At 73.1% G+C, this 25,152-nt stretch carries 27 protein-coding genes; 19 read left to right on the plus strand and 8 right to left on the minus strand.

Annotated features, from left to right (window positions below; all coding sequences use genetic code 11):
• The first annotated feature begins 19 nt into the window (after window positions 1-19).
• From ACIP5K_RS02105 to ACIP5K_RS02115, 3 genes are all read left to right on the plus strand, one after another.
• On the plus strand, window positions 20-226 hold the full coding sequence (locus ACIP5K_RS02105) for an acyl-CoA carboxylase epsilon subunit (protein WP_401404048.1): 207 nt from the start codon (window positions 20-22) through the stop codon (window positions 224-226).
• A gap of 94 nt (window positions 227-320) precedes the next feature.
• On the plus strand, window positions 321-449 hold the full coding sequence (gene mmpB, locus ACIP5K_RS02110) for a morphogenic membrane protein MmpB (RefSeq protein WP_401404049.1): 129 nt from the start codon (window positions 321-323) through the stop codon (window positions 447-449).
• Between the two features lie 29 nt (window positions 450-478).
• Window positions 479-1,090 carry a nucleoside triphosphate pyrophosphatase gene (locus ACIP5K_RS02115; RefSeq protein WP_401404051.1) on the plus strand — a complete coding sequence of 204 codons (612 nt, stop codon included), beginning with the start codon at window positions 479-481 and terminating at the stop codon, window positions 1,088-1,090.
• On the opposite strand, the gene ACIP5K_RS02120 is transcribed toward ACIP5K_RS02115, so the two are convergent.
• A complete protein-coding gene (locus tag ACIP5K_RS02120) occupies window positions 1,062-1,535 on the minus strand; it encodes a hypothetical protein (protein ID WP_401404052.1) in 474 nt (157 codons plus the stop codon). The two genes, ACIP5K_RS02115 and ACIP5K_RS02120, sit on opposite strands and share 29 nt — an antisense overlap.
• 353 nt (window positions 1,536-1,888) lie before the next feature.
• Here ACIP5K_RS02120 and ACIP5K_RS02125 point away from each other — a divergent pair, with 353 nt between their 5' ends.
• Together ACIP5K_RS02125 and ACIP5K_RS02130 are read left to right on the plus strand one after the other, a co-directional pair.
• Complete coding sequence (locus tag ACIP5K_RS02125) at window positions 1,889-3,661, plus strand: acetyl/propionyl/methylcrotonyl-CoA carboxylase subunit alpha (RefSeq protein WP_401404053.1); 1,773 nt, start codon at window positions 1,889-1,891, stop codon at window positions 3,659-3,661.
• A 115-nt stretch (window positions 3,662-3,776) separates the two neighbouring features.
• On the plus strand, window positions 3,777-4,358 hold the full coding sequence (locus ACIP5K_RS02130) for a TetR/AcrR family transcriptional regulator (protein WP_401404055.1): 582 nt from the start codon (window positions 3,777-3,779) through the stop codon (window positions 4,356-4,358).
• Between the two features lie 55 nt (window positions 4,359-4,413).
• Here the strand turns inward: ACIP5K_RS02130 and ACIP5K_RS02135 are convergent, their stop codons facing one another.
• A complete protein-coding gene (locus ACIP5K_RS02135) occupies window positions 4,414-5,337 on the minus strand; it encodes a DeoR/GlpR family DNA-binding transcription regulator (protein WP_401405231.1) in 924 nt (307 codons plus the stop codon).
• A 221-nt stretch (window positions 5,338-5,558) separates the two neighbouring features.
• Complete coding sequence (locus ACIP5K_RS02140) at window positions 5,559-7,007, minus strand: NAD(P)H-quinone dehydrogenase (RefSeq protein WP_401404057.1); 1,449 nt, start codon at window positions 7,005-7,007, stop codon at window positions 5,559-5,561.
• Between the two features lie 107 nt (window positions 7,008-7,114).
• Here ACIP5K_RS02140 and ACIP5K_RS02145 point away from each other — a divergent pair, with 107 nt between their 5' ends.
• The 4 genes from ACIP5K_RS02145 (at window position 7,115) to ACIP5K_RS02160 (ending at window position 11,622) form a co-directional block, all read left to right on the plus strand.
• On the plus strand, window positions 7,115-7,552 hold the full coding sequence (locus ACIP5K_RS02145; RefSeq protein ID WP_401404059.1) for a gamma-glutamylcyclotransferase: 438 nt from the start codon (window positions 7,115-7,117) through the stop codon (window positions 7,550-7,552).
• Window positions 7,553-7,677: 125 nt separating this feature from the next.
• Window positions 7,678-8,502, plus strand: a complete 825-nt coding sequence (locus tag ACIP5K_RS02150) for a purine-nucleoside phosphorylase (protein ID WP_401404060.1) — start codon at window positions 7,678-7,680, stop codon at window positions 8,500-8,502.
• 129 nt (window positions 8,503-8,631) lie between these two features.
• Window positions 8,632-10,278, plus strand: coding sequence for a phospho-sugar mutase (locus ACIP5K_RS02155; protein WP_401404061.1), 1,647 nt, complete (start codon window positions 8,632-8,634; stop codon window positions 10,276-10,278).
• Between the two features lie 144 nt (window positions 10,279-10,422).
• Window positions 10,423-11,622 carry a hypothetical protein gene (locus tag ACIP5K_RS02160; protein ID WP_401404063.1) on the plus strand — a complete coding sequence of 400 codons (1,200 nt, stop codon included), beginning with the start codon at window positions 10,423-10,425 and terminating at the stop codon, window positions 11,620-11,622.
• A gap of 56 nt (window positions 11,623-11,678) precedes the next feature.
• Here the strand turns inward: ACIP5K_RS02160 and ACIP5K_RS02165 are convergent, their stop codons facing one another.
• Window positions 11,679-12,305, minus strand: coding sequence for a PH domain-containing protein (locus ACIP5K_RS02165; protein WP_401404065.1), 627 nt, complete (start codon window positions 12,303-12,305; stop codon window positions 11,679-11,681).
• 679 nt (window positions 12,306-12,984) lie between these two features.
• Between ACIP5K_RS02165 and deoC the strand changes: the two genes are divergently transcribed.
• From deoC to ACIP5K_RS02180, 3 genes are read left to right on the plus strand one after another with little or no spacing between them, the layout of a single operon-like run.
• A complete protein-coding gene (deoC, locus tag ACIP5K_RS02170; protein ID WP_401404066.1) occupies window positions 12,985-13,941 on the plus strand; it encodes a deoxyribose-phosphate aldolase in 957 nt (318 codons plus the stop codon).
• Between the two features lie 24 nt (window positions 13,942-13,965).
• Window positions 13,966-15,402, plus strand: coding sequence for an aldehyde dehydrogenase family protein (locus tag ACIP5K_RS02175; protein WP_401404068.1), 1,437 nt, complete (start codon window positions 13,966-13,968; stop codon window positions 15,400-15,402).
• A complete protein-coding gene (locus tag ACIP5K_RS02180; RefSeq protein WP_401404069.1) occupies window positions 15,395-16,282 on the plus strand; it encodes an aldehyde dehydrogenase family protein in 888 nt (295 codons plus the stop codon). The genes ACIP5K_RS02175 and ACIP5K_RS02180 overlap by 8 nt, the downstream gene beginning before the upstream one ends.
• Before the next feature lie 64 nt (window positions 16,283-16,346).
• On the opposite strand, the gene ACIP5K_RS02185 is transcribed toward ACIP5K_RS02180, so the two are convergent.
• On the minus strand, window positions 16,347-16,760 hold the full coding sequence (locus ACIP5K_RS02185; RefSeq protein ID WP_401404071.1) for a hypothetical protein: 414 nt from the start codon (window positions 16,758-16,760) through the stop codon (window positions 16,347-16,349).
• 85 nt (window positions 16,761-16,845) lie between these two features.
• Between ACIP5K_RS02185 and ACIP5K_RS02190 the strand changes: the two genes are divergently transcribed.
• Entirely contained in the window at window positions 16,846-17,526 is a 681-nt protein-coding gene (locus ACIP5K_RS02190; protein WP_401404072.1) for an ATP-binding protein, read from the plus strand.
• Between the two features lie 114 nt (window positions 17,527-17,640).
• On the opposite strand, the gene ACIP5K_RS02195 is transcribed toward ACIP5K_RS02190, so the two are convergent.
• Window positions 17,641-18,414 carry a SigE family RNA polymerase sigma factor gene (locus ACIP5K_RS02195; protein WP_401404074.1) on the minus strand — a complete coding sequence of 258 codons (774 nt, stop codon included), beginning with the start codon at window positions 18,412-18,414 and terminating at the stop codon, window positions 17,641-17,643.
• 215 nt (window positions 18,415-18,629) lie between these two features.
• Here ACIP5K_RS02195 and afsQ1 point away from each other — a divergent pair, with 215 nt between their 5' ends.
• The 5 genes from afsQ1 to ACIP5K_RS02220 all read left to right on the plus strand — a co-directional run bounded on the left by afsQ1 (window position 18,630) and on the right by ACIP5K_RS02220 (window position 22,511).
• Window positions 18,630-19,307 carry a two-component system response regulator AfsQ1 gene (gene afsQ1 / locus ACIP5K_RS02200; protein WP_383487233.1) on the plus strand — a complete coding sequence of 226 codons (678 nt, stop codon included), beginning with the start codon at window positions 18,630-18,632 and terminating at the stop codon, window positions 19,305-19,307.
• The gene (locus ACIP5K_RS02205) at window positions 19,304-20,944 is read left to right on the plus strand and encodes an ATP-binding protein (protein ID WP_401404076.1); all 1,641 of its coding nucleotides are present in this window, start codon (window positions 19,304-19,306) and stop codon (window positions 20,942-20,944) included. The genes afsQ1 and ACIP5K_RS02205 overlap by 4 nt, the downstream gene beginning before the upstream one ends.
• Window positions 20,941-21,546 carry a hypothetical protein gene (locus ACIP5K_RS02210; RefSeq protein WP_401404078.1) on the plus strand — a complete coding sequence of 202 codons (606 nt, stop codon included), beginning with the start codon at window positions 20,941-20,943 and terminating at the stop codon, window positions 21,544-21,546. Before ACIP5K_RS02205 ends, ACIP5K_RS02210 begins: the two co-directional genes overlap by 4 nt.
• Window positions 21,547-21,688: 142 nt before the next feature.
• On the plus strand, window positions 21,689-22,231 hold the full coding sequence (locus ACIP5K_RS02215; RefSeq protein WP_401404080.1) for a VanZ family protein: 543 nt from the start codon (window positions 21,689-21,691) through the stop codon (window positions 22,229-22,231).
• Window positions 22,232-22,310: 79 nt separating this feature from the next.
• Window positions 22,311-22,511 (plus strand): PspC domain-containing protein, encoded by a 201-nt coding sequence (locus ACIP5K_RS02220; RefSeq protein WP_401404082.1) that lies wholly within the window; start codon window positions 22,311-22,313, stop codon window positions 22,509-22,511.
• 80 nt (window positions 22,512-22,591) lie between these two features.
• Here ACIP5K_RS02220 and ACIP5K_RS02225 read toward each other — a convergent pair whose 3' ends face one another.
• Together ACIP5K_RS02225 and ACIP5K_RS02230 are read right to left on the minus strand one after the other, a co-directional pair.
• Complete coding sequence (locus ACIP5K_RS02225) at window positions 22,592-22,942, minus strand: ATP-binding protein (RefSeq protein ID WP_401404084.1); 351 nt, start codon at window positions 22,940-22,942, stop codon at window positions 22,592-22,594.
• Between the two features lie 141 nt (window positions 22,943-23,083).
• Window positions 23,084-24,232, minus strand: coding sequence for an adenosine deaminase (locus ACIP5K_RS02230; RefSeq protein ID WP_401404085.1), 1,149 nt, complete (start codon window positions 24,230-24,232; stop codon window positions 23,084-23,086).
• A 145-nt stretch (window positions 24,233-24,377) separates the two neighbouring features.
• Here ACIP5K_RS02230 and ACIP5K_RS02235 point away from each other — a divergent pair, with 145 nt between their 5' ends.
• Window positions 24,378-25,136: an alpha/beta hydrolase gene (locus tag ACIP5K_RS02235; RefSeq protein WP_401404087.1), complete on the plus strand. Its 759-nt coding sequence runs from the start codon at window positions 24,378-24,380 to the stop codon at window positions 25,134-25,136.
• The last annotated feature ends 16 nt before the right edge of the window (window positions 25,137-25,152 follow it).

Genomic DNA, 25,152 nt, shown 5'->3' on the forward strand with positions numbered 1-25,152 from the left:
GCCGTAGGGAGCCAGCGCCATGATGATCAAGGTCGTTCGGGGCAATCCGACCCCCGAGGAGCTGGCCGCCGCACTCGCGGTGGTCAGGGCCCGGGCCGCGGCGGCGCCTCAGGCCCCGGCAGCCGCGGCCGAGCGGGACGCCTGGGCCGATCCCTCCCGCATCGCCCGCCGCCGGCTGCCCGCCCCGGGCCCGGCCAGCTGGTCGCGCACGTACTGGCCCGCCTGACCCGGCCGGGCCGCGCGAAAATGGTCCGCCCGCGCGGGGCGCCTGAGTACGCGTACTCAGGCGCACCGCGCGGGCGCGCCGCACCATCGGAGTCGTGCTGTGGTCGGATCCGGAGGACAAGCCTCCCGAGGAGCTTCGCGCGACGCAGGTGATGCTGCGGCGCGCGAGCGTCGTGCTGGCCCTGGCGATGGTGCTGACGATGTTCCTGCTGGGCGTGCTGTGAGGGGTCGGCGGTTCTATACGCTGAGGGCCATGACGCCGCCCCGCCGCCTGATCCTGGCCTCCCAGTCCCCCGCCCGCCTCGGCCTGCTCAGGCAGGCCGGTTTCGCGCCGGAGGTCATCGTCAGCGGCTTCGACGAGGACAGCGTGACGGCGCCGACCCCGGCGGAGCTGGCGCTCGCCCTCGCCGAGGCCAAGACGTCCGTGGTGGCCGCCCGCCCGGAGGCGCTCGGCGCCCTGGTCGTCGGCTGCGACTCCGTCCTGGACCTGGACGGCGAGGCGCTCGGCAAGCCCGCGGACGCCGAGGAGGCCACCGCCCGCTGGAAGGCGATGCGCGGCCGCGCGGGCACCCTCCAGACCGGCCACTGCGTCCGCGACACCACCACCGGCCGGTACGCGTCGGGCACCGCCTCCACCGTGGTCCGGTTCGGCGAGCCGAGCGACGCGGAGATCGCCGCCTACGTGGCGACGGGCGAACCCCTCCACGTGGCGGGCGCCTTCACCCTCGACGGCCGCTCGGCGCCCTTCATCGACGGCATCGACGGCGACCACGGCAACGTGATCGGCCTTTCGCTGCCGCTGCTGCGCCGCCTGCTGGCGCAACTGGACGTCAGCGTCACGGAGTTGTGGGCTCGGGAGAGCTAGCGGGCCCCTGCGGCGCGGCCGGCGGCGCACCGGCGGCGCCGCTCTCCCGGCGGTCGTAGGCGACCAGCGTCAGCACGATGAGCGCGAGCACGACCATCATGGCGAGGAACGCGAGCCAGCCAGCCGGGCCGATCACGAACGCGCCGAGCAGCCCGTGCACGACGGCGACGCTGATCAGCAGGATCCGCCCGACGAGGCCCGGCCCCCGGTCGCGGATCGCCGTGCGCAGCAGCACCACGGCGCACACCAGCAGATAGACGCCGAAGACGCCGCCCGCGATCCAGGCGCCGATGGTCATGGCGCGCGGGTCGAGGCCCGCGAGGGACATGTCCTGGTGGTCGACCACGAGGCCGAGGAACCAGTTCAGGAGGGCGATTCCGAGCGCCTCCGCGATGAGCACGATCGCGGCCACCCACGCCACCGGCCTGCGGGCCACCGGCCCCACCCACTTTCCCCTGAGCCATCGCCTGTTACTGCGAGTACGTCGAGACATCGCGAACGCTACTAACGGGTAAACCTCCGGACAAGGGGTCTGCTGGAGGCAAAGAATCATTGGGCCATTCGTAGGGACTCCACAAAGAAAGACCACCGGGCGCAGCGCGGTCTCACAGAGACCTTGACCACACGGCGGGGATAGGGTTCCACCGAGGGATCCCCTGCATCCTGGTGCGACAAGGGGTTTCACGGACCGAGCGGCCCTCGAGTCACACTCCGTGTGGGCAAGCTCACCATTGGGGACGGGTCGTAACGCCGTGTCGGCTGTCCCTAAACTCGGCTTGTTTCAAGGAGGGAGCCATCGTGCGCAAGGTGCTCATCGCCAACCGTGGCGAAATCGCTGTCCGCGTGGCCCGGGCGTGCCGGGACGCAGGGATCGCGAGCGTTGCCGTCTATGCCGACCCGGACCGGGACGCTCTGCATGTCCGCGCGGCCGACGAGGCCTTCGCGCTGGGTGGTGACACCCCGGCGACCAGCTATCTGGACATCGCCAAGGTGTTGCAGGCCGCCAAGGACTCCGGCGCGGACGCCATCCACCCCGGCTACGGATTCCTGTCGGAGAACGCGGAGTTCGCCCAGGCCGTACTGGACGCGGGCCTGATCTGGATCGGCCCGCCCCCGCACGCCATCCGGGACCTCGGCGACAAGGTCGCCGCCCGGCACATCGCGCAGCGCGCCGGTGCCCCGCTGGTCGCGGGCACCCCGGACCCGGTCTCGGGTGCCGACGAGGTCGTCGCGTTCGCCGAGGAGCACGGCCTGCCCATCGCGATCAAGGCCGCCTTCGGTGGCGGCGGGCGCGGCCTGAAGGTCGCCCGCACCCTGGACGAGGTGCCGGAGCTGTACGACTCCGCGGTGCGCGAGGCGGTGGCCGCCTTCGGCCGCGGCGAGTGCTTCGTGGAGCGCTACCTGGACAAGCCGCGGCACGTGGAGACCCAGTGCCTGGCCGACACCCACGGCAACGTGGTGGTCGTGTCCACCCGTGACTGCTCGTTGCAGCGCCGCCACCAGAAGCTGGTGGAGGAGGCCCCGGCCCCGTTCCTGTCGCAGGCCCAGGTCGACGAGCTGTACGCGGCGTCGAAGGCGATCCTGAAGGAGGCCGGCTACGTCGGCGCCGGAACGGTCGAGTTCCTGGTCGGCGCGGACGGCACGATCTCCTTCCTGGAGGTCAACACCCGCCTCCAGGTCGAGCACCCGGTCACCGAGGAGGTCGCCGGCATCGACCTGGTCCGCGAGATGTTCCGCATCGCCGACGGCGAGGAGCTCGGCTACGGCGACCCCGTGCTGCGCGGTCACTCCTTCGAGTTCCGCATCAACGGCGAGGACCCGGGCCGCGGCTTCCTGCCCGCGCCCGGCACCGTCACCCGCTTCGACGGCCCGGCCGGCCCCGGCGTCCGGCTGGACGCGGGCGTCGAGTCCGGCAGCGTCATCGGCCCGGCCTGGGACTCGCTGCTCGCCAAGCTGATCGTGACCGGCCGCACCCGCAAGGAGGCCCTGGAGCGGGCCTCGCGCGCGCTGGCCGAGTTCGAGGTCGAGGGCATGGCGACCGCCATCCCCTTCCACCGCAAGGTCGTCACCGACCCGGCGTTCGCCCCCGAACTGACCGGCTCCGACGAGCCGTTCACCATCTTCACCCGGTGGATCGAGACCGAGTTCGTCAACGACATCCCGCCGTTCGCCGCGCCCGCGGCCGACGGCGAGGAGGACGAGTCCGGCCGCGAGACCGTGGTGGTCGAGGTCGGCGGCAAGCGCCTGGAGGTCTCGCTGCCCGCCGGGATGGGCATGTCGCTGGCCCGCACCGGGCTCAACGCGGGCGCCAAGCCCAAGCGGCGCGCGGCCAAGAAGTCCGGCCCGGCCGCCTCCGGCGACACCCTCGCCTCCCCGATGCAGGGCACGATCGTCAAGATCGCCGTCGAGGAGGGCCAGGAGGTCAAGGAGGGCGACCTGATCGTCGTCCTGGAGGCCATGAAGATGGAGCAGCCGCTCAACGCGCACAAGGCCGGCACCATCAAGGGCCTGTCCGCGGAGGTCGGCGCGTCGCTCACCTCCGGCGCCACGATCTGCGAGATCAAGGACTGACGGGCCGATCCGGCTCCACCGAGCGCCCGCCGGCCCCGCGAGGGGGCCGGCGGGCGCTTCGCCGTGGCGCCGCGGCGATCAGGCATCCTTGAAGGCCCGCACCCTGGGAGGCCCCATGACGTCCGAGACCCACGCCGGTGCCCGGCCGATGCGGGCGGACGCCCGCCGCAACTACGAGCGGCTGCTCGCCACCGCCCGCACGGCGTTCGCCGAGCACGGGACGGGGGCGTCACTGGAGGACGTGGCGCGCGTCGCCGGGGTCGGCATCGGCACCCTGTACCGGCACTTCCCGAACCGGTACGCCCTGATCAGCGCCGTCTTCGAGGAGGCGGTGACCGAACTGCTCGACCGCTCCCGGGCGCTGCTCGACGCCCCGCAGCCGTGCTCCGCGCTCGTGGCCTGGCTGCGGGACATCATCACCCATGCGAGTGAGTACCGCGGTCTGTCCCGGGCCCTCATGTCGGCGTCGCAGGACGCCGGTTCGGCGCTCGCCCGGTGCAGTGCGCCGATGCGGGCGGCGGGGCAGGCGCTGCTGTCCCGGGCCCAGGAGTCGGGCGCGGTGCGCCGGGACGTCTCCATCACGGACCTGCTGCAACTGACCAACGCCATCGCGCTGGCCGCCGAGGAGACCCCGTCGGACCCGGAACTGGCCGACCGCCTGCTGCACCTGACGCTCCGGGGCCTCACCGCCCCCTGAGCGCACGGGGAGCCGCGGCCGGCCCCCGACGGGACGCGCGCCGGCCCCCGGGGGCTCAGCGCCGCCGGAGGTCGGCGACCCGGGCCGAGCGCTCCGGGCCCGGGTCCATCGGGGCGGCGCTGCGCAGCGGATGCCCGCCGCCGGGGAGCTGGCTCCGGCGCTGGACCGGCAGCGGCACGTCCCGGCGCGGCTGTCGCGCCGGAGCGGACTCACCGCCCCCGGCCGCGGCCGCCCCCGCTCCCGCGACGGCGATCTGCACCCCCTGGTCGGCCAGCGCCTGCAACTCGGTGGCGGCGCGGTCGTCGTGGGCGGGCGGCTCGTCGGTGACCAGGCGCGTGATCACGTCCGTGGGCACGGTCTGGAACATGGTGTCCGTCCCGAGCTTGGAGTGATCGGCGAGCACGACGACCTCGGCGGCGGCCTGCACCAGTGCGCGGTCGACGGACGCCGACAGCATGTTGGACGTCGACAGGCCGCGCTCGGCCGTCAGGCCGCTCCCGGACAGGAACGCCCGCGACACTCTCAGCCCCTGGAGGGACTGCTCCGCACCGCTGCCCACCAGGGCGTAGTTGGAACCGCGCAGGGTGCCACCGGTCATGACGACCTCGACCCGGTTGGCATGCGCCAACGCCTGGGCCACGAGGAGCGAGTTGGTGACGACGGTCAGGCCCGGCACACGCGCGAGCCGGCGGGCCAGCTCCTGCGTGGTCGTCCCCGCGCCCACCACGATGGCCTCGCCCTCTTCGACGAGACCCGCGGCGAGATCGGCGATGGCCGTCTTCTCTGCGGTCGCGAGATGTGACTTCTGCGGAAAGCCGGACTCCCGCGTGAATCCGCCCGGCAATACCGCACCGCCGTGCCGGCGGTCGAGGAGTCCTTCTGCCTCCAGTGCGCGCACGTCCCGCCGCACGGTCACTTCGGAGGTCTGGACGACGCGGGCGAGTTCACGGAGCGATACAGCCCCGTTGGCTCGCACCATTTCGAGGATCAATTGACGACGTTCTGCAGCGAACACGAAACTGACAGTAACCCCAACGACCGTCTGCTTTCAGCAGTTTGCGCCGAATTACAGATTCTGTTCATGCCGGACACCCGGAAGTGGTATACGCACGGCGGGGTGCCTACCCGCCGCGCCTATGCCCCCCGCATGGGCCGCGACACAGCGTGACAACGGCCGGTCACGGCTCCCGGGAGCGGGCTTCAGCCCTCTTCGGCGATCTTGCGCGTGTGCAGCTGCCGCGCGACCTCGGCGATCGAACCGGACAGCGAGGGGTACACCGTGAACGCGTTCGCGATCTGCTCGACCGTCAGATTGTTGTCGACCGCGATCGAGATGGGGTGGATCAGTTCCGAAGCGCGGGGCGCGACGACCACGCCGCCGACCACGATGCCGGTGCCGGGGCGGCAGAAGATCTTGACGAAGCCGTCCCGGATGCCCTGCATCTTGGCGCGGGGGTTGCGCAGCAGCGGCAGCTTCACGACGCGGGCGTCGAACTTGCCGCCGTCCACGTCGGCCTGCGAGACGCCGACGGTGGCGATCTCGGGGTCGGTGAACACGTTCGAGGAGACCGTCTTCAGGTTCAGCGGCGCCACCGCGTCGCCGAGGAAGTGGTACATCGCGATGCGCCCCTGCATGGCGGCCACGGACGCCAGGGCGAAGACCCCGGTCACGTCCCCGGCCGCGTACACGCCGGGAGCGGTCGTGCGCGAGACCTTGTCGGTCCAGATGTGCCCGGAGTCCTTCACCCGGACCCCGGCGCCCTCCAGGCCGAGCCCCTCGCTGTTGGGGATCGCGCCGACCGCCATCAGGCAGTGCGTGCCGGAGATGACCCGGCCGTCGGACAGGGTGACCTCGACGCGGTCGCCGACGCGCTTGGCGGAGGCCGCGCGCGAGCGGGCCATCACGTTCATGCCGCGGCGCCGGAAGACGTCCTCCAGGACGGCGGCGGCGTCCGGGTCCTCGCCCGGGAGCACCCGGTCGCGCGACGACACGAGGGTGACCTTGGAGCCGAGCGCCTGGTAGGCGCCGGCGAACTCGGCGCCGGTGACGCCGGAGCCGACCACGATCAGCTCTTCGGGCAGCTCGTCCAGGTCGTAGACCTGCGTCCAGTTCAGGATCCGCTCGCCGTCGGGCTGCGCGTCCGGCACCTCGCGCGGGTGGGCGCCCGTGGCGAGCAGCACGGCGTCGGCGGTGAGGGTCTCCTCGGTGCCGTCGGCGGCGGTGACGACGACCTTGCGGGAGCCGTCGAGGTCCTGCTGGCCGTCGAGCCGGCCCCGGCCGCGCAGCACGCGCGCGCCCGCGCGGGTGACGGACGCGGTGATGTCGTGGGACTGGGCCAGCGCGAGGCGCTTCACCCGGCGGTTGACCTTGCCCAGGTCGACGCCGACGACGCGGGCCGGGGAGTCCGGGTCGGGGGTGTCGTCCTCGACGATGATCCCCAATTCCTCGTACGAAGAGTCGAAGGTGGTCATCACCTCGGCCGTGGCGATCAGGGTCTTCGACGGCACGCAGTCGGTGAGCACCGACGCACCGCCCAGACCGTCGCAGTCGACGACGGTCACCTCCGCGCCGAGCTGGGCGGCCACCAGGGCCGCCTCGTATCCGCCAGGTCCGCCACCGATGATCACGATCCGAGTCACATGCCCCATTGTCCCGCACGGTTCAAGGGCGCGTCCTGCCGGGGTGCGTGCCGCGGATCCTGCCTGGTACGGACTTCACCCGAGGTCCCGGCCGTCCCTGTCGTACCCTCGGACCCATGTCGCTCTACGCCGCGTACGCCGGCAACCTCGACGCGCGGCTGATGACCCGCCGCGCCCCGCACTCGCCGCTGCGCGCGACCGGCTGGCTCAACGGCTGGCGGCTGACGTTCGGCGGCGAGCAGATGGGCTGGGAGGGCTCGCTGGCCACGATCGTCGAGGCCCCGCGGTCGCAGGTCTTCGTCGCGCTGTACGACATCGCCCCCATGGACGAGGACTCGATGGACCGCTGGGAGGGCGTCGGCCTCGACATATACCGGCGCATGCGGGTCCGCATCGACACCCTGGAGGGCGAGGAGCCCGCCTGGCTCTACGTCCTGAACGGGTACGAGGGCGGGCTCCCCTCCGCGCGCTACCTGGGCGAGCTGGCCGACGCCGCCGAGTCGGCGGGCGCCCCCCACGACTACGTCATGGAGTTGCGCAAGCGCCCCTGCTGACGCCCCCGCCGGAGCCGCCCCGCACCCCCGAGGGGCGCTCTCGTCGGAAACGACAAGACAACGATCGCGTTCCCGTCGGCATCAGCATCTACGCGCGTAGGACGTGACCGGCTACTCTCAAACGCGTGAACGCATCTGTTACTCCGGACCACATCCAGGGCGACCCGTACGCCGCCGCCGACGCCGCCGCCGCGCGCCTGCGCGAGCTCACCGGTGCCGAGACCCACGACGTCGCCCTCGTGATGGGCTCCGGCTGGGCGCCCGCCGCCGAGGCCCTGGGCGCTCCGGCCGCCGAGTTCCCCTTCACCGAGCTGCCCGGCTTCACCGGCGCCGCGGTGGCGGGCCACGGCGGCAAGGTGCGCTCGTACCAGGTCGGCCAGAAGCGCGCCCTGGTCTTCCTGGGCCGCACCCACTACTACGAGGGCCGGGGCGTCGCCTCCGTCGCGCACGGGGTGCGCACGGCCGCCGCCGCGGGCTGCAAGACCATCGTGCTGACCAACGGCTGCGGCGGCCTGCGCGAGGGCATGCGCCCCGGTCAGCCGGTGCTCATCTCCGACCACCTCAACCTGACGGCGACGTCGCCGATCGTCGGCGCGAACTTCGTCGACCTCACCGACCTGTACTCGCCGCGCCTGCGGCAGCTGTGCCAGGAGATCGACCCGTCGCTGGAGGAGGGCGTGTACGCCCAGTTCCCCGGCCCGCACTACGAGACCCCGGCCGAGGTCCGCATGGCCGGTGTGCTCGGCGCCGACCTCGTCGGCATGTCCACCACGCTGGAGGCCATCGCGGCCCGTGAGGCGGGTGCGGAGGTGCTCGGCATCTCCCTGGTGACGAACCTGGCGGCGGGCCTGTCCGGCGAGCCCCTCAACCATGAGGAAGTCCTCCAGGCCGGCCGCGACTCGGCCGTCCGCATGGGCGAGCTGCTGACCCAGGTCCTCGCCAAGATCTGAGCCGGGCCCCGGTCCGGGCCGCCGCCCGGACCCACCACCCGACCGGCCGCAGGAAGCCTCCGCCGCAGGAGCAGGCGGTCGTACGCGGCCGTACACAGTCGTCCGAAGTCGTCCCCGAAGGAACTCACCGTGACCGTTGAAGGCAGCGCACTGCTCGACCGGGCGAAGGCCTGGCTCGCGGAGGACCCCGACCCCGAGACCCGTGCGGAGCTCGCCGGGCTCGTCGCGGCCGGGGACCTGACGGAGCTGGCGGAGCGTTTCGCGGGCACGCTCCAGTTCGGCACCGCCGGGCTGCGCGGCGAGCTGGGCGCGGGGCCCATGCGGATGAACCGCGCGGTGGTGATCCGCGCGGCCGCCGGGCTCGCCGCGTACCTGAAGGCCGAGGGCCGGGGCGACGGGCTGGTCGTCATCGGGTACGACGCGCGCCACAAGTCGGCGGACTTCGCCCGCGACACGGCGGCCGTGCTGGTGGGCGCCGGGCTGCGGGCGGCGGTGCTGCCCCGGCCGCTGCCCACGCCCGTCCTCGCGTTCGCGATCCGGCACCTGGGCGCGGTGGCGGGCGTCGAGGTCACGGCCTCGCACAACCCGCCGCGGGACAACGGCTACAAGGTGTACCTCGGCGACGGCTCGCAGATCGTGCCGCCCGCCGACACGGGGATCGCCGCCGAGATCGCCGCCGTCGGGCCGCTGGCCGGCGTGCCGCGGCCCGGGGCCGGCTGGGAGACGCTCGACGACGGCGTCCTGGACGCCTATCTGGCGCGCACGGACGCCGTCCTGGCCCCCGGCTCGCCGCGCACCGCCCGGGCCGTCTACACGGCGCTGCACGGCGTCGGCAAGGACACCCTGCTGGCCGCGTTCGCCCGCGCGGGCTTCCCGGCGCCGGTGCTCGTGCCCGAGCAGGCCGAGCCGGACCCGGACTTCCCGACGGTCGCGTTCCCGAACCCGGAGGAGCCGGGCGCGATGGACCTGTCCTTCGCGACGGCCGGCGCGCTGGCCGAGGCGCCGGACCTGATCATCGCCAACGACCCGGACGCGGACCGGTGCGCCGTCGCCGTCCACGACGGTGGCGCGTGGCGGATGCTGCGCGGCGACGAGGTCGGCGCGCTGCTCGCCGCCCACCTGGTGCGGCGGGGCGCCACCGGCGTGCTCGCCGAGTCGATCGTGTCGTCGTCGCTGCTGGGCCGGATCGCCGAGGCGGCGTCGCTGCCCCACGCGGAGACGCTGACCGGCTTCAAGTGGATCGCCCGGGTGGAGGGCCTGCGCTACGGCTACGAGGAGGCGCTGGGCTACTGCGTCGACCCCGAGGGCGTGCGCGACAAGGACGGCATCACCGCCGCGCTGCTCGTGGCCGAGCTGGCCAGCGGGCTCAAGGAGCAGGGCCGCACGCTGCTGGACGCGCTGGACGACCTGGCGCTGGCCCACGGGCTGCACGCCACCGACCAGCTGAGCGTGCGGGTCGAGGACCTGTCGGTCATCGCCGACGCCATGCGGCGGCTGCGCGAGCGGCCTCCGGCGGCGCTGGCCGGGCGCGCGGTCACGGCGGCCGAGGACCTGTCCCGGGGCGCGGGCGGCCTGCCGCCGACCGACGGGCTGCGGTACACGCTCGACGGGGCGCGGGTCGTCGTCCGCCCGTCCGGCACGGAGCCGAAGCTGAAGTGCTACCTGGAGGTCGTGGTGCCGGTCGCGGACCGGGGGGCGCTGGCCGCCGCCCGGGCCGAGGGCGCGGCGCTGCTGGCCGCGATCAAGCGGGACCTCTCCGAGGCGGCCGGTCTCTAGGGGCCGGTGGTGACGTCCGGGGTCCCCCGGACGAGTGGTTCCCGCACGGCAGTTGACGGAACGCGCGCGGGCGGGGGCCGGGGGCCGGGGGCGGCGGGAACGTTGCCCCCGGCCCTTGTCCCCCGTTTCCCTGGAGCCCCCGCCGTGCCGCCGACCGCCGCCCCCGAGGCCCTTCTCCTCCCCCACGCCAGAGGGAGCCGCCCCGCCCCCGCGGCGATGACCCGGCTCCGCGCCCGCGCGGCCCGGTCCCTGCGCCGCGCGGCCCCCGCCCTGTGCGCGTACGCGGCCGTCCGCCTGTTCTCGCTGCTCGTCCTCGGTCTCTGGGCACACAAAGAGGGGCACGGCATCTGGCCGACGCTCGCCCACGACTGGGACTCCAAGTGGTATCTGGGCATCGCCGACCACGGGTACGCCCACCGCCTCGGCAGCGCGTACAACGCCAACAACCTGGCCTTCTTCCCCCTCTACCCGGGCCTGGTCAAGGCCGTGGCGGCGGTGACGCCCGGCTCGCGCGCCAGCGTCGGGCTGGTCCTCGCGGTGCTCGCCTCGTTCGCGGCGGCGTGGGGGATCTTCGCGGTGGGCGACCGGCTGTACGGCAGCCGCGCCGGGGTGGCCCTGGCGTTCCTCTGGGCGTGCCTGCCGGTGGGCCTGGTGCAGTGGATGGGCTACACCGAGTCGCTGTTCACGGCGCTCGTCGCCTGGTCGCTGTACGCGGTGCTGACCGGCCGCTGGGTGGCGGCGGGCACGCTGTCCGCGCTGGCCGGCCTGACCCGCCCGACGGGCATCGCGATCGCCGCGGCGGTCGTCCTGCCGGCGCTGCTCACGCTGCGCCGCCACCGGTCCTGGCGGGTGCTGGCCGGCGGGCTGCTCGCGCCGCTGGGCTGGTGCGCGTACGTCGGCTGGGTGGGGCTGCGGCTCGGGCGCTGGGACGGGTACTTCGCGGTCCAGCGGCTGTGGCACAACCAGCTGGACGGTGGCGTGGAGACGCTGCGCCGGATGCGGGAGTTCCTGGCCTACGACTCGACGCCCGAGCTGTTCCTGGTGCTGGTCTCGCTGACGCTGGTCGCGGCGGCGGTGCTGTGGCTGCTGTCGCTGGCGGACCGGCAGCCGCTGCCGCTGCTGGTCTTCACCGGGGTGCTGCTGGTGATCGTGCTGGGCAGTGGCGGCGTCTACTTCCCGCGGGCCCGCTTCCTGCTGCCCGGCTTCCCGCTGCTGCTGCCCCTCGCGCTGGCGCTGGCGAGGACGACGTCGGCGCGGGTGCGGGTGCTGGGGGTGACGGGCGCGGTGCTCGGGGCCGCGTACTGCGGGGCGTACATGGCGCTGGTGTGGCCGAGCGCGCCGTGAGCGTGGGTACGGGGGCCTGCGGCCTGCTTACGGGGTGCGGGGGTTCGGGGTGCGGGTCAGCCGATGGCCAGGAGCGCGGCCAGCGCCACGGCGCCGGCCAGCGCCGGGGCGATGATCTCGTAGGCCCAGCGCACTTCCGGTTCGCCCTGCGCCGCGGGCTCCGCCGCGCGGGCCTCGCCCAGCTCGCGCAGGTCGTCCATGACCTGGTCGGCGGGGGCCCGGGTCGGGCGGTTCTGGGCGCCGCTCCTGCCGATCAGCGAGGGGCGGCCGGGGTCGCCCGCGGCGGCGGCCCGGGCCAGGTTGCGCTGGGCCTTCTTGCGGCCGCGCAGGGAGACCGGCACGGACCACAGCTGGTACTTGGTGCCGGACTGGTCGAAGACCTCGTTGGAGTACCCCGAGCGGAAGCCCGAGACGGCCGCCCAGGGCAGGGTGATGCTGCGGAACGGGTTGCGGATGCGCAGGTGGTTCTCGCCCGCGAAGACCGCCGGGCGGAGGGTGAACGCGACGACGAGCGGCACCACCAGGAGCAGGCCCGCGAGCGCCACCCACGGGGTGCGGCCCTCGCCGCCGACCACGGCGTCGATGCCGAGCCAGGCACCGAGCGCCAGCAGCAGGCAGCCGCCTGCGATGCCGGCCGGTGACCTGTATGCGCGGTCGTGGGTGGGCCCGGGTTCACTCGTCATGCCGTCGATTGTGCCTGACGCCCCCCACCCCCCTCCCCCACTGCCCGCTGATCGCGGAGTTCCCCGCGCCCCGGTGGCCGCGTCTCGCGCAGTTCCCCGCGCCCCTGGGTCCGTCCGTTACGCGCGCCACCGTCGTGGCTGGTCGCGCAGTTCCCCGCGCCCCTAGGTCGCACGTCATCCGCGGGCCGGTGGCCGCTTCTCGCGCAGTTCCCCACGCCCCTGGGCCGTCTCTCACGCGCGCCACCGCCGTGGCTGATCGCGCAGTTCCCCGCGCCCCTGAGGCATGCGCTGCGCGCAGCCTCCCCCGAGGCTGCGCTCCGCGCGCCTCTCCCCAGGAGGCGGGACGGGGGCGCAGCTCTCCCGGGCTTAGGGGCGGTGGCACACCTCCCCGGGCGCAGGACGGTGACACACCTCCCCAGGTGCGGGACGGCGGCGCGCCTCTCCCGATGAGATGGCGCACGCAGTGCGCATCTCAGGGACGCGGGGAACTGCGCGACCAGCCCCCACCGGGCCGCACACGAAGAACAACCCCGAGGGGCGCGGGGAACTGCGCGACCGGCCACCACGCGACCCGCACCCGAAAGACCATCAGTCAGTCACCGCCAGCCCCGGGGGCCGGCCCGGTTCAGGGGTGACCCTGTACAGCCGCTACGCGCGTAGATATGCTCCCCTCGTGACCATGTCCACTGCACCCGCAAAAGAACACGCCCTGACCGGCGTCACCGCCTCCGAGGACACCCTGCGCCGCTTCCTCCAGGGACTGCCCGGCGTCGACGCGGTGGGGCTAGAGGCGCGGGCCGCCGGGCTCGGGACCCGTTCCATCAAGACCACGGCGAAGGCGTACGCCATCGACCTCGCGATCTCGATGATCGACCTGACGACCCTGGAGGGCTCCGACACCCCGGGCAAGGTCCGGGCCCTCGGCGCCAAGGCGGTCAACCCCGATCCGACCGACCGCACGACCCCCCGCACGGCGGCGGTCTGCGTCTATCCGGACATGGTCGCCACCGCGAAGGCCGCCGTCGCCGGGACCGAGGTGAAGGTGGCCTCGGTCGCCACCGCCTTCCCGGCCGGCCGCGCCGCCCTCGACGTGAAGCTCGGCGACGTGCGGGAGGCCGTCGCGGCGGGCGCCGACGAGATCGACATGGTCATCGACCGCGGCGCCTTCCTCGCGGGCCGCTACCTGAAGGTCTACGAGGAGATCCGCGCGGTGAAGGAGGCCGCGGGCGCCGCCCGGCTGAAGGTCATCTTCGAGACCGGCGAGCTGTCGACGTACGACAACATCCGCCGCGCGAGCTGGATCGGCATGCTGGCCGGCGCCGACTTCATCAAGACGTCGACCGGCAAGGTGGGGGTCAACGCGACCCCGGCCAACACCCTGCTCATGCTGGAGGCGGTCCGCGACTTCCGCGCCGCGACCGGCGTCCAGGTCGGCGTGAAGCCCGCGGGCGGCATCCGCACCTCGAAGGACGCCGTCAAGTTCCTGGTGATCGTGAACGAGACGGCGGGCCCGGACTGGCTCGACAACCACTGGTTCCGGTTCGGCGCCTCCAGCCTGCTCAACGACCTGCTGATGCAGCGCCAGAAGCTGGCCACCGGCCGCTACTCCGGTCCCGACTACGTGACGGTGGACTGATCCCCCATGGCAGAGAAAACGGCAATGGCCCACGCATTCGAGTACGCCCCCGCCCCCGAGTCGCGCGCGGTCGTCGACATCGCGCCGTCCTACGGCCTGTTCATCGACGGCGAGTTCGGCGAGGCGGCCGACGGCAAGGTCTTCAAGACGGTCTCGCCGTCCACCGAGGAGGTGCTCTCCGAGGTCGCGCAGGCCGGGGAGGCCGACGTGGACCGTGCGGTGAAGGCGGCCCGCAAGGCGTTCGAGAAGTGGTCGGCGCTGCCCGGCGCCGAGCGCGGCAAGTACCTGTTCCGCATCGCCCGCATCATCCAGGAGCGCAGCCGCGAGCTGGCGGTCCTGGAGACGCTGGACAACGGCAAGCCCATCAAGGAGACCCGGGACGCCGACCTCCCCCTGGTGGCGGCGCACTTCTTCTACTACGCGGGCTGGGCCGACAAGCTCGACCACGCCGGGTTCGGCCCCGCCCCCAGGCCGCTCGGCGTCGCGGGCCAGGTCATCCCGTGGAACTTCCCGCTGCTGATGCTCGCGTGGAAGATCGCCCCGGCCCTCGCGACCGGCAACACGGTGGTCCTCAAGCCCGCCGAGACGACCCCGCTGTCCGCGCTGTTCTTCGCGGACATCTGCCGCCAGGCCGGCCTGCCCAGGGGCGTCGTCAACATCCTTCCCGGGTACGGGGACGCGGGCGCGGCGCTGATCGCCCACCCGGACGTGAACAAGGTGGCGTTCACCGGTTCCACGGCCGTGGGCAAGGAGATCGCCCGCACCCTCGCCGGCACGGACAAGAAGCTGACGCTGGAGCTGGGCGGCAAGGGCGCGAACATCGTCTTCGACGACGCCCCGATCGACCAGGCGGTGGAGGGCATCGTCACGGGGATCTTCTTCAACCAGGGGCAGGTCTGCTGCGCGGGCTCGCGCCTGCTGGTCCAGGAGTCGGTCCAGGACGAGCTGCTGGACAGCCTGAAGCGTCGGCTGTCCACGCTGCGCCTCGGCGACCCGCTGGACAAGAACACCGACATCGGCGCGATCAACTCCGCGGAGCAGCTGGCCCGGATCACCGCGCTCACCGCGACCGGCGAGGCGGAGGGCGCCGAGCGCTGGTCGGCGCCGTGCGAACTCCCCTCGTCGGGTTACTGGTTCGCGCCGACCCTCTTCACGAACGTCACGCAGGCGCACACCATCGCCCGCGACGAGATCTTCGGCCCGGTCCTGTCGGTGCTGACCTTCCGCACGCCGGAGGAGGCCGTCGCCAAGGCGAACAACACGCAGTACGGGCTCTCCGCCGGCATCTGGACCGAGAAGGGCTCCCGCATCCTCGCCGTGGCCGACCGGCTGCGCGCGGGGGTCGTCTGGGCCAACACGTTCAACAAGTTCGACCCGACCTCGCCGTTCGGCGGCTACAAGGAGTCCGGCTTCGGCCGCGAGGGCGGCCGTCACGGCCTGGAGGCGTACCTCAGTGTCTGACCGTTTGAGTGTCCTCAAGACCTACAAGCTGTACGTGGGCGGGAAGTTCCCGCGTTCCGAGAGCGGCCGGGTGTACGAAGTGCAGGACGGTAAGGGCAACTGGCTCGCGAACGCGCCGCTCTCCTCCCGCAAGGACGGCCGGGACGCGGTCGTCGCCGCGCGCAAGGCGTTCGGCGGCTGGTCGGGCACGACCGCGTACAACCGCGGGCAGGTGCTGTACCGCGTCGCCGAGATGCTGGAGGGCCGCCGCGAGCAGTTCGCGCGGGAGGTCGCCGAGGCCGAGGGGCTCGGCAGGTCGAAGGCGGCGGCGGTCGTCGACGCGGCGATCGACCGCTGGGTCTGGTACGCGGGCTGGACCGACAAGATCGGCCAGGTCGTGGGCGGGGTCAACCCGGTCGCGGGCCCCTATCTCAACCTCTCGACGCCCGAACCGACCGGTGTCGTCACGGTCGTGGCACCGCGGGAGTCGTCGTTCCTCGGCCTGGTCTCGGTGATCGCGCCGGTCGTCGCGACGGGCAACACGGTCATCGTGATCGCCTCCGAGAGGGCGCCGCTCCCGGCCCTCTCCCTCGGCGAGGTGCTGGCCACCTCGGACGTGCCGGGCGGCGTCGTGAACATCCTGTCCGGCCGGGCGGCGGAGATCGCCCCCGCGCTCGCCGCGCACCAGGACGTGAACGGCATCGACCTGACCGGCGCCGACCCGGCGCTCGCCAGGGAGCTGGAGATCGCGGCGGCGGACAACCTGAAGCGCGTACGCCGTCCACAGCCTGTGGAGGACTTCGCGGCGGACCCGGGCACGGGCCGGCTGACGACGTTCCTGGAGACCAAGACGGTCTGGCACCCGACGGGTTCGCTGGGCGCGTCCGGCTCCTCGTACTGAGGCGTACGCGGACGAGGCGCCGGCCGGGCGGCCCGCGGGACCCGGGGTCCCGCGGGCCGCGCGGTCAGTTGGGCAGCAGGCGCGTCGCCGGGCCCACCAGCGGCAGGTCCTCCAGCGACCCGCCGCTGGTCAGCGGCGCCGTCAGGCCGGACGAGCCGATCGGCTTGAAGTCGGCGACCTGGGTGCCGATCCCGTTGTCCAGCGGGTCGACGCCGGTGCCCGCCAGCGGGTCGAGCTGGAGGGACTTCAGCGTGCCGAGGCCGGTCGCCGTCGACCCGTGCAGCGCCTGCGTGACGGCCTGGGTCGCGGCCGTGACGTCGGAGCCGCCGGCGCCCTGCGCCGCTCCGGCCTGCTCCGCGGCGCCGGCGGCCGCGGCGCCCCCGACGAGGGCCGCGCCCGCGGCACCCACGACGAGGCCGGCCCGCAGCAGCGGGTGACGGGTGCGGGAGGAGTGCGTGGACTGTGCGTGTCGGGCCATGTGATTCCGCCTGACCTTTCCGAGTTCGACGTGCGGCACGGGTAACCGTGGAACCACGTAGCGTAGTTGACGTGGCGCCCGCCACATGGCCACCACGCGGGGTCGGCGGCGGGGCCCCGATGCCGCACACTGTTCTCTCGTGAGCGCGCATCCTCCGATACCGACCCGGGTCGTCCTGCTGTCCGGCCCCTCCGGCTCCGGCAAATCGTCGTTCGCGGCACGCTCGGGGCTTCCCGTGCTCTGCCTCGACGACTTCTACAAGGAAGCCGGCGATCCCACGCTGCCGCTGGTGCCGGGCACCTCGGACATCGACTGGGACTCGACCGGCTCGTGGGACGCCGAGGTGGCCGTCGCCGCGATCGTGTCGCTGTGCGAGAAGGGGCGCACCGACGTCCCGGTGTACGACATCGCGACCAGTTCGCGGGTGGGGGCGACGGCGCTCGACATCGGGCGCACCCCCCTCTTCGTCGCGGAGGGGATCTTCGCGGCCGACATCGTGGCCCGGTGCCGCGAGCTGGGCGTGCTGGCGGACGCGCTGTGCCTGCGCGGGCGCCCTTCGACGACGTTCCGCCGCCGGCTGCTCCGCGATCTGCGCGAGGGGCGCAAGTCGGTGCCGTTCCTGCTGCGGCGCGGGTGGCGACTGATGCGCGCCGAGCGGGCCATCGTCGCGCACCAGGTGGCCCTGGGCGCGTACGCCTGCGACAAGGAGACGGCGATGGGCCGCCTCACCTCCGCCGCCGCGGGCCGCACGGTCGTCGCGGGCTGACGGCCGTCCGGCGGAACGGGCGAAAAAAAGGGGCGGGACCGGGAAGACCCCCCGGCCCTCCGGTCCCGCCACCGTCCCCGTTGCTCCCTGCTCCCCCGAACAGGGCCCCCTGCCTCAGGCCACCAGCTCGCCGAAGGACTCCTCCTGGTCACGGCCGAAGCTGAGCACCTCGTCCTCGCGCAGCCGCCGCAGCGACCGCCAGATGCTCGACTTCACCGTGCCGACGCTGATCCCCAGGATCTCCGCGATCTCCGGGTCGGTCCGGCCCTCGTAGTAGCGCAGCACCAGCATGGTGCGTTGCAGCTCGGGCAGCCGGGCCAGCGCCTGCCAGAGCACCGCGCGCAGCTCGGTGCCGCGCATCGCGTCCGTGTCGCCGGCCGTCTCCGGCAGCTCCTCGGTCGGGTATTCGTTCAGCTTGCGGCGGCGCCACGCGCTGATGTGCAGGTTCGTCATGGTGCGGCGCAGATAGCCGCCGACCGCGGCCTTGTCGCTGATCCGGTCCCAGGCCCGGTACGTCGAGAAGAGGGCGCTCTGCAAGAGGTCCTCGGCCTCGAACCTGTCGCCGGTCAGGTGGTAGGCGGTCGCGTACAGGGAGGCGCGGCGCTCCTGGACGTAGGCCGTGAACTCGGCCTCCGACAAGGACGTGCGACGCTGCTCCCCCGAGTCCTCCCTGTACGCGGCTCCCCCGTGGCCACCCCCGTGACCCCCGTCGGCCACCGTCTCGTACCCGTCGAGCACCGTCATGTACGACGTGTGCTGACGTCCGGCGCCGCGAGCGCACCCCCGCCCGCTCACGGCACCGGACTTCTCGTGTCGGTCGGTCCGGACCGTCACGTCGTGCAGGCGTGTCACAACTGCGCTTGAGCTGGTGCTGTGCAGCGTGGTCATCTCGCGCCCCCCGTCGTGGAGTCCGGTTCTTCCTGCCGTCGTTCTCGTGCTCATCGCCGTGGTTCCCTGCGATGTCCCAAAGCCTGCCCGGGCGACTTCATGACGGTGTCCGCCGACTGTCACAGACCTGTCACAGGGGATCCGGCTGTGCGGGTCGGGTGTGGGACGGCTCCGGCGGTCGAACTAAGAGCCAGTCATGGGCCAGAATGGCGTTCGTGCCTTCCCTGTTGCTGATCGAGGACGACGACGCCATCCGTACGGCCCTGGAGCTTTCGCTCACCCGCCAGGGTCATCGGGTGGCCACCGCTGCCACCGGCGAGGACGGTCTGAAGCTGCTGCGCGAGCAGCGGCCGGATCTGATCGTGCTCGATGTGATGCTGCCGGGCATCGACGGATTCGAGGTGTGCCGCCGCATCCGGCGCACCGACCAGCTGCCGATCATCCTGCTCACGGCGCGCAGCGATGACATCGACGTGGTGGTGGGTCTGGAGTCCGGCGCCGACGACTATGTGCTGAAGCCCGTGCAGGGCCGGGTCCTCGACGCCCGGATCCGCGCGGTGCTGCGCCGCGGCGAGCGCGAGGCGAACGACTCGGCGTCGTTCGGGTCGCTGGTCATCGACCGGTCCGCGATGACGGTCACCAAGAACGGCGAGGACCTGCAACTCACGCCGACCGAGCTGCGGTTGCTGCTGGAGCTGAGCCGGCGGCCCGGACAGGCGCTGTCCCGGCAGCAGTTGCTGCGCCTGGTGTGGGAGCACGACTACCTCGGTGACTCCCGGCTGGTCGACGCCTGTGTGCAGCGGCTGCGCGCGAAGGTGGAGGACGTGCCGTCGTCGCCGACCCTGATCCGTACCGTGCGCGGCGTGGGCTACCGGCTGGACTCGCCTCAGTGACCCAGCCGCACGACCGGCCCGGGCACGGCGGACCCGCCGCGGCCGCCCCGCCCCGGCGGGCGATACTCGCCGGACTGCGCTTCACCAGCCTGCGGCTGCGTCTCGTGGTCGTGTTCGCCCTGGTGGCGCTGACGGCCGCGGTCTCCGCGTCCGGGATCGCGTACTGGCTCAACCGCGAGGCGGTGCTGACCCGCACCCAGGACGCGGCGCTCAGCGACTTCCAGCAGGAGATGCAGAACCGGGCGGCCGTGCTGCCCGAACATCCCACGCAGGGCGAGTTGCAGCACGCGGCGAACCTGATGGCCGACAGCAGCCAGCACTTCAGCGTGCTGCTCATCGGCACGGACGAGAACGGCCGGCAGGTGGTCGGCAACTCGGACCTCGACGCCTTCACACTGGCCGACGTGCCGGACGCGTTGCAGGACGCGGTGGTCCGCAAGCAGGCGGTGACGTCCGACGACAGGAACGCGTACCACCTGTACTGGCAGCGCACCACGCAGGACGACGACCCGTACCTGGTGGGCGGCGCGCGGGTGAACGGCGGGCCGACCGGCTACATGCTGAAGTCGCTGGAACCCGAGGCGAAGGACCTCAGCTCCCTCGCCTGGTCGCTGGGGATCGCCACCGGGCTCGCGCTGATCGGCTCGGCGCTGCTGGCGCAGGCCGCCGCGACGACCGTGCTCAAGCCGGTGCACCGGCTGGGGATCGCGGCCCGGCGGCTCGGCGAGGGCAAGCTCGACACCCGGCTCCGGGTGTCCGGCACCGACGAGCTGGCCGAGTTGTCGCGGACGTTCAACAAGACGGCGGAGAACCTGGAGAAGCAGGTCGCCGACATGCGGGCGCGCGAGGAGTCCTCGCGCCGGTTCGTCGCCGACATGTCGCACGAGCTGCGGACCCCGCTGACCGCGATCACCGCGGTGACCGAGGTGCTGGAGGAGGAGCTGGACGCCGAGACGGGTTCGGTGGACCCGATGATCGAGCCGGCGGTGCGGCTCGTGGTGAGCGAGACGCGGCGGCTCGGCGACCTCGTGGAGAACCTGATGGAGGTGACCCGCTTCGACGCGGGCACCGCCCGGCTCGTCCTCGACGACGTGGACATCGCCGACCAGATCACCGCCTGCATCGACGCCCGGGCCTGGCTGGACGCCGTCGATCTCGACGCGGAGCGCGGCATCATGGCGCGGGTCGACCCGCGCCGCCTCGACGTGATCCTCGCGAACCTGATCGGCAACGCGCTCAAGCACGGCGGCTCGCCGGTGCGGGTCTCGGTGCGCACGGAGGACACCCAGGACGGTGACGACCTCGTGATCGCCGTGACCGACCACGGGCCCGGCATCCCGCAGGACGTGCTGCCGCACGTCTTCGACCGGTTCTACAAGGCGAGCGCGTCGCGGCCGCGGTCGGAGGGCAGCGGGCTCGGGCTGTCCATCGCCCTGGAGAACGCGCACATCCACGGCGGTGAGATCACCGCCGCGAACTCCCCGGACGCCGGGGCGGTCTTCACGCTGCGGCTGCCGCGCGACACCTACGACGACCTCGACGACCCCGACGACCCCGACGACCCCGACACCGGTGCGCCCGGCCCCGGCGGCGCCGGGCGGGCCGGGGACCCCCAGGAAGGCGGTGCCGCGACGTGAGGCCGCGCACCAGGCTGTCGGTCCTGCTCGGGCTGTCGGCGACGCTGCTCGCCGGGTGCGGGATCCGGCCGACGGAGGTCCCCACCGAGTTCGGCGCCGCGCCCACGCGTGTGGGCTGCGCCCTGACGCGGGCGGGTGCGACGCAGGAGGCGCGTACCGGTGGCCAGTTCGCGGTGCAGGTCTATCTGGTGTGCACGTCGCAGCTCGTGACGGTCGACCGCACGGTCACCCTGGAGCGCGACCAGTCCACCGAGCGGGCCGTGGTCGCCCAGCAGCTGCTGGCCCAGCTGGCGCGGCGGCCGTCGTCCGCCGAGGGCCAGGCGGGCTTCTCGACGGACGTGGGCACCCGGCTGAAGGTCTCGGGCCCGGCGCCGGGCGATCCGTCCGGCGCGCTGCGGCTGAGCGCGCCGCCGGACGACCTGTCCCCGTACGCCCTCGCCCAGATCGTCTGTACGTTCGCGAACAGCAAGATGACGACGGAGGACGGGGACCACGTGGTCCTGGGCGGGCCGGGGGACGACCCGCTGCGCGACTACGCGTGCACCGACGCCGTGAAGGCGCGGCCGGGGACGATCCCGGCTCCGGCGCGGACGGTCGGCTGACGCCGGGCGTCCGGCCGCGGGCCCGCGGCCGGACGCCCGCACGGTTCCCCGCGCCCCCGGCCGACCCGCGCGTGACCCACGTCATCGCGGCCCCCCGGAACCCCCCGGAACCGTTCGTCCCGCCCCCTGCGTCTTGGGGAGCGTGCAGCGCCATCGCCCAGGCGGCCACGCGGCCGCCGTCCGCATCCGTACGGCAGGCTTCGCCCTCCTCGCCGCGCATCTCCTCCTCGTCGCATGGATCATGCTGCGCCCGCTGGACGTGCCGTGGGTCAGCGCGGCGAACCTGCATCCGCTGGCGGGCATCCGCGCCGATCTGGCGCTGGGCTGGCGCGAGGGCGCGGCGCGCATCGGCGGGGGTCTCGTGCTGCTCGCGCCGCTGGGCTTCCTGCTGCCCCTGGCGGGCGGGCGGGTCCATGTGTCGGTGTGGGGTTCGCTGGTGCGTACGGTCGCGGCGGGCGCGCTGATCTCGCTCGGCATCGAACTGCTCCAGACCGGGGTGCCGGGCCAGGTCGTGGACATCGACTCGGTGCTGCTGAACACCGTGGGCGTGGCCGTCGCGCATCTGGTCGTGGTGCCGGTCCTGCGGGCCCGGCTCCGCCGCGGGACGGAGGGGGCGCCCCTCCTCGTGGAGGAGCCGGCTCAGGGTCGGACCCCGACGATTACCAGGGTCGGCATCGCCCCGTGAGCTGACGTTTTGACCGCTTCGTGACCGTAGTGTCGATGTCATCGGCACCAGCCATCCACGGTTCGCGAAGGAGCCCCTCATGACCGCCCTTGCCCGCCCCATCGACGGACGGATGCTCGGCGGAGTGTGCGCAGCGCTGGCACGGCGCTTCGGCACCTCCGCGACCACGATGCGCGTGATCTTCGTGGTCTCCTGCCTGCTGCCCGGACCGCAGTTCCTGCTCTACCTCGCGCTGTGGATCCTGTTCCCGTCCGAGAACAAGGCCCGTCAGGCCTGGTGACCGGGGCGCACCGACGCCCGCGTACGCCACAGGGGCGCACCCGCGAGATCGCGGGTGCGCCCCTGTGGGTGTGCGGTGGGTCAGCCGCCCAGGCCGGGCAGGCCGCCGGCGAGGCCGCCGACCGGGAGGCCGCCGAGCAGGCCGGAGACCGGGGAGGCGCCGTCGGTGGGGAGGAGGCTGGGGGCGGCCTTCTCCACGGCGGGGGCGGCGGTGGCGAGGGTGCCGAGGGCGTTGTGGCCCGCGGCCAGGGACTCGGGGGCCCCGGGCAGCGTCCTGGTGAGCGACTCAGTGGGGAGGTTCTGAGTCAGGGAGTCGAGCGTGGCGGTGGCGTCCGGGACACCCGGGGCGGCGGTCGCGGCGCCCGCACCGGCGGCGGCGAAGGCGGCACCGAGAGCGGCGACACCGAGGGTCTTCACAGCAGACTGCTTCATCGTGAATGCGTCCTCATGACGTATGTCGTAGACGGGGCTTGAGCGGTCCACGACCGTAAACACGCCATCGACGCGTCCGCAAACACCGGAAAGCGGCCGCGCGTCGGAATCCGCGGCCGCCCCCGTGGTGCGTGAACTCTGTCATCCGGTGACAGAACCGCTGGTCGAAGCGGTCTGGCGGAACAGCCACTCGGACTTCAACTCGGCATACCCGGGCTTGATGACGTCATTGATCATCGCCAGTCGTTCGTCGAAAGGAATGAACGCCGACTTCATCGCATTGACGGAGAACCACTGCATGTCGTCGAGCGTGTATCCGAAAGCCTCGATCAGGTGCTCGAACTCGCGGCTCATCGACGTACCCGACATCAGACGGTTGTCCGTATTGACGGTGGCCCGGAAGTGCAGCTTGCGCAGCAGGCCGATGGGGTGGCCCGCGTACGAGTCGGCGGCCCCCGTCTGGAGGTTGGACGTCGGGCACATCTCCAGCGGGATCCGCTTGTCGCGCACGTAGCTCGCGAGGCGGCCGAGCTGGACCGTGCCGTCGTCGGCGACCTTGATGTCGTCGATGATGCGCACGCCGTGGCCGAGGCGGTCGGCGCCGCACCACTGGAGCGCCTGCCAGATCGACGGCAGCCCGAAGGCCTCGCCCGCGTGGATCGTGAAGTGGTTGTTCTCGCGCTTGAGGTACTCGAACGCGTCCAGGTGGCGGGTGGGAGGGAAGCCGGCCTCGGCGCCCGCGATGTCGAATCCGACGACGCCCAGGTCGCGGTAGCGGTTGGCCAGTTCGGCGATCTCCAGGGCGCGGGCCGCGTGCCGCATCGCGGTGAGCAGGGCGCCGACCCGGATGCGGTGGCCGTTCTCCTTCGCGCGCCGCTCGCCCTCCCGGAAGCCGTCGTTGACCGCCTCGACGACCTCTTCGAGGGTGAGGCCGCGCTCCAGGTGCTGCTCGGGGGCGTAGCGGATCTCGGCGTAGACGACGCCGTCCTCGGCGAGGTCCTCGGCGCACTCGGCGGCGACCCGGAACAGCGCCTCCCTGGTCTGCATGACGGCGCAGGTGTGGGCGAACGTCTCCAGGTACCGCTCCAGGGAGCCGGAGTCGGCGGCCTCGCGGAACCAGGCGCCGAGCTTGTCGGGGTCGGTCTCCGGCAGGCTCCCGTACCCCTGCTCGCGCGCCAGGTCGACGACGGTGCCGGGGCGCAGGCCCCCGTCGAGGTGGTCGTGGAGGAGCACCTTGGGGGCGCGGCGGACCTGTTCCGCGGTGGGCACGTTCTGTGTCTGGCTCGTCATTTCGGCACTCTAACTCCTACGCGCGTAGATCGCTCCGGGTCGGCGCGGTTCGGTGTCGGAAAGTGCAAAGAACGTGATCTGCCGATACGCAACAGTGACCCGGCGGACGGGTGGCGTACATCCGGGCTTCTGACACTGTTCTGTCATGCAGGAGCGAGCGACACCGGCCCGCGGGGCCGGACTCGGCAGGGCGGTGGGGACGGTGCCAGGGGCGGTCGGCGGCGTGGTGCTGCTGCTGCCGTCCGGCGAGGAGGCGTCCAGCCGCGGACCCTCGCCGTTCGCGGCGGCGCTGCTGCGCCCGCTGGCGCGCCGCCTCACGCGCGCGGGACGCGAACAGGGCCTGGTCACGCACGCCGTGCAGTACCGGTACCGGGGGTGGAACGGTCCGCAGGCCGAGCTGGCGCGGGACGCCGAGTGGGCCGCCGAGGAGGTGGTGCGCCGCTACGGCGACGTGCCGGTCTGCCTCCTGGGCCGGGACATGGGCGGCCGGGCGGCGCTGCGCGCGGGCGGCCACGAGACCGTCAACTCCGTGCTCGCGCTCGCCCCTTGGCTCCCCGAGGACGATGTCGCGGCGCCGCCCGAACCGGTGAAACAGCTCGTGGGCCGCAGCGTGCTGATCGTGCACGGCACGGACGACCGGCGCACCGACCCGGAGCTGTCGTTCCGGCTCGCCGGCCGGGCGAAGAAGGCCAACCGGGACGTGTGCCGCTTCGAGGTGCACTCGGACGGCCACGCGATGGCCCAGCACCGGGCCGAAGTCTCCGCGCTGGCCGTGGACTTCGTGCTCGGCACGCTGTTCGGCCGCCCGTTCTCCCGGCCGTTGCAGGACGCGCTGGCCGCGCCGCCGCCGATCGGGCTGCGGATGCCGCTGGCCGCGGGGTTCGGCCGCACGCTCTCCGCGTAGCCGGACCGCCCCGGCG

This window comes from Streptomyces sp. NPDC088785, from assembly GCF_044750685.1.
Classification (GTDB): domain Bacteria; phylum Actinomycetota; class Actinomycetes; order Streptomycetales; family Streptomycetaceae; genus Streptomyces.

Excerpts from the sequence above, each read along its gene's own strand:
- ACIP5K_RS02175 (WP_401404068.1), top strand. The coding sequence starts at position 13,966 with ATGGCCCACGCATTCGAGTACGCCCCCGCCCCCGAGTCGCGCGCGGTC.
- ACIP5K_RS02135 (WP_401405231.1), bottom strand. The coding sequence starts at position 5,337 with ATGGTGCGAGCCAACGGGGCTGTATCGCTCCGTGAACTCGCCCGCGTC.
- ACIP5K_RS02235 (WP_401404087.1), top strand. The coding sequence starts at position 24,378 with ATGCAGGAGCGAGCGACACCGGCCCGCGGGGCCGGACTCGGCAGGGCG.
- ACIP5K_RS02225 (WP_401404084.1), bottom strand. The coding sequence starts at position 22,942 with ATGAAGCAGTCTGCTGTGAAGACCCTCGGTGTCGCCGCTCTCGGTGCC.
- deoC (WP_401404066.1), top strand. The coding sequence starts at position 12,985 with ATGTCCACTGCACCCGCAAAAGAACACGCCCTGACCGGCGTCACCGCC.
- ACIP5K_RS02165 (WP_401404065.1), bottom strand. The coding sequence starts at position 12,305 with ATGACGAGTGAACCCGGGCCCACCCACGACCGCGCATACAGGTCACCG.
- ACIP5K_RS02115 (WP_401404051.1), top strand. The coding sequence starts at position 479 with ATGACGCCGCCCCGCCGCCTGATCCTGGCCTCCCAGTCCCCCGCCCGC.
- ACIP5K_RS02190 (WP_401404072.1), top strand. The coding sequence starts at position 16,846 with ATGGCCACCACGCGGGGTCGGCGGCGGGGCCCCGATGCCGCACACTGT.
- ACIP5K_RS02140 (WP_401404057.1), bottom strand. The coding sequence starts at position 7,007 with ATGGGGCATGTGACTCGGATCGTGATCATCGGTGGCGGACCTGGCGGA.
- ACIP5K_RS02195 (WP_401404074.1), bottom strand. The coding sequence starts at position 18,414 with ATGACCACGCTGCACAGCACCAGCTCAAGCGCAGTTGTGACACGCCTG.
- ACIP5K_RS02130 (WP_401404055.1), top strand. The coding sequence starts at position 3,777 with ATGACGTCCGAGACCCACGCCGGTGCCCGGCCGATGCGGGCGGACGCC.
- ACIP5K_RS02230 (WP_401404085.1), bottom strand. The coding sequence starts at position 24,232 with ATGACGAGCCAGACACAGAACGTGCCCACCGCGGAACAGGTCCGCCGC.
- ACIP5K_RS02145 (WP_401404059.1), top strand. The coding sequence starts at position 7,115 with ATGTCGCTCTACGCCGCGTACGCCGGCAACCTCGACGCGCGGCTGATG.
- ACIP5K_RS02185 (WP_401404071.1), bottom strand. The coding sequence starts at position 16,760 with ATGGCCCGACACGCACAGTCCACGCACTCCTCCCGCACCCGTCACCCG.
- ACIP5K_RS02105 (WP_401404048.1), top strand. The coding sequence starts at position 20 with ATGATGATCAAGGTCGTTCGGGGCAATCCGACCCCCGAGGAGCTGGCC.
- ACIP5K_RS02220 (WP_401404082.1), top strand. The coding sequence starts at position 22,311 with ATGACCGCCCTTGCCCGCCCCATCGACGGACGGATGCTCGGCGGAGTG.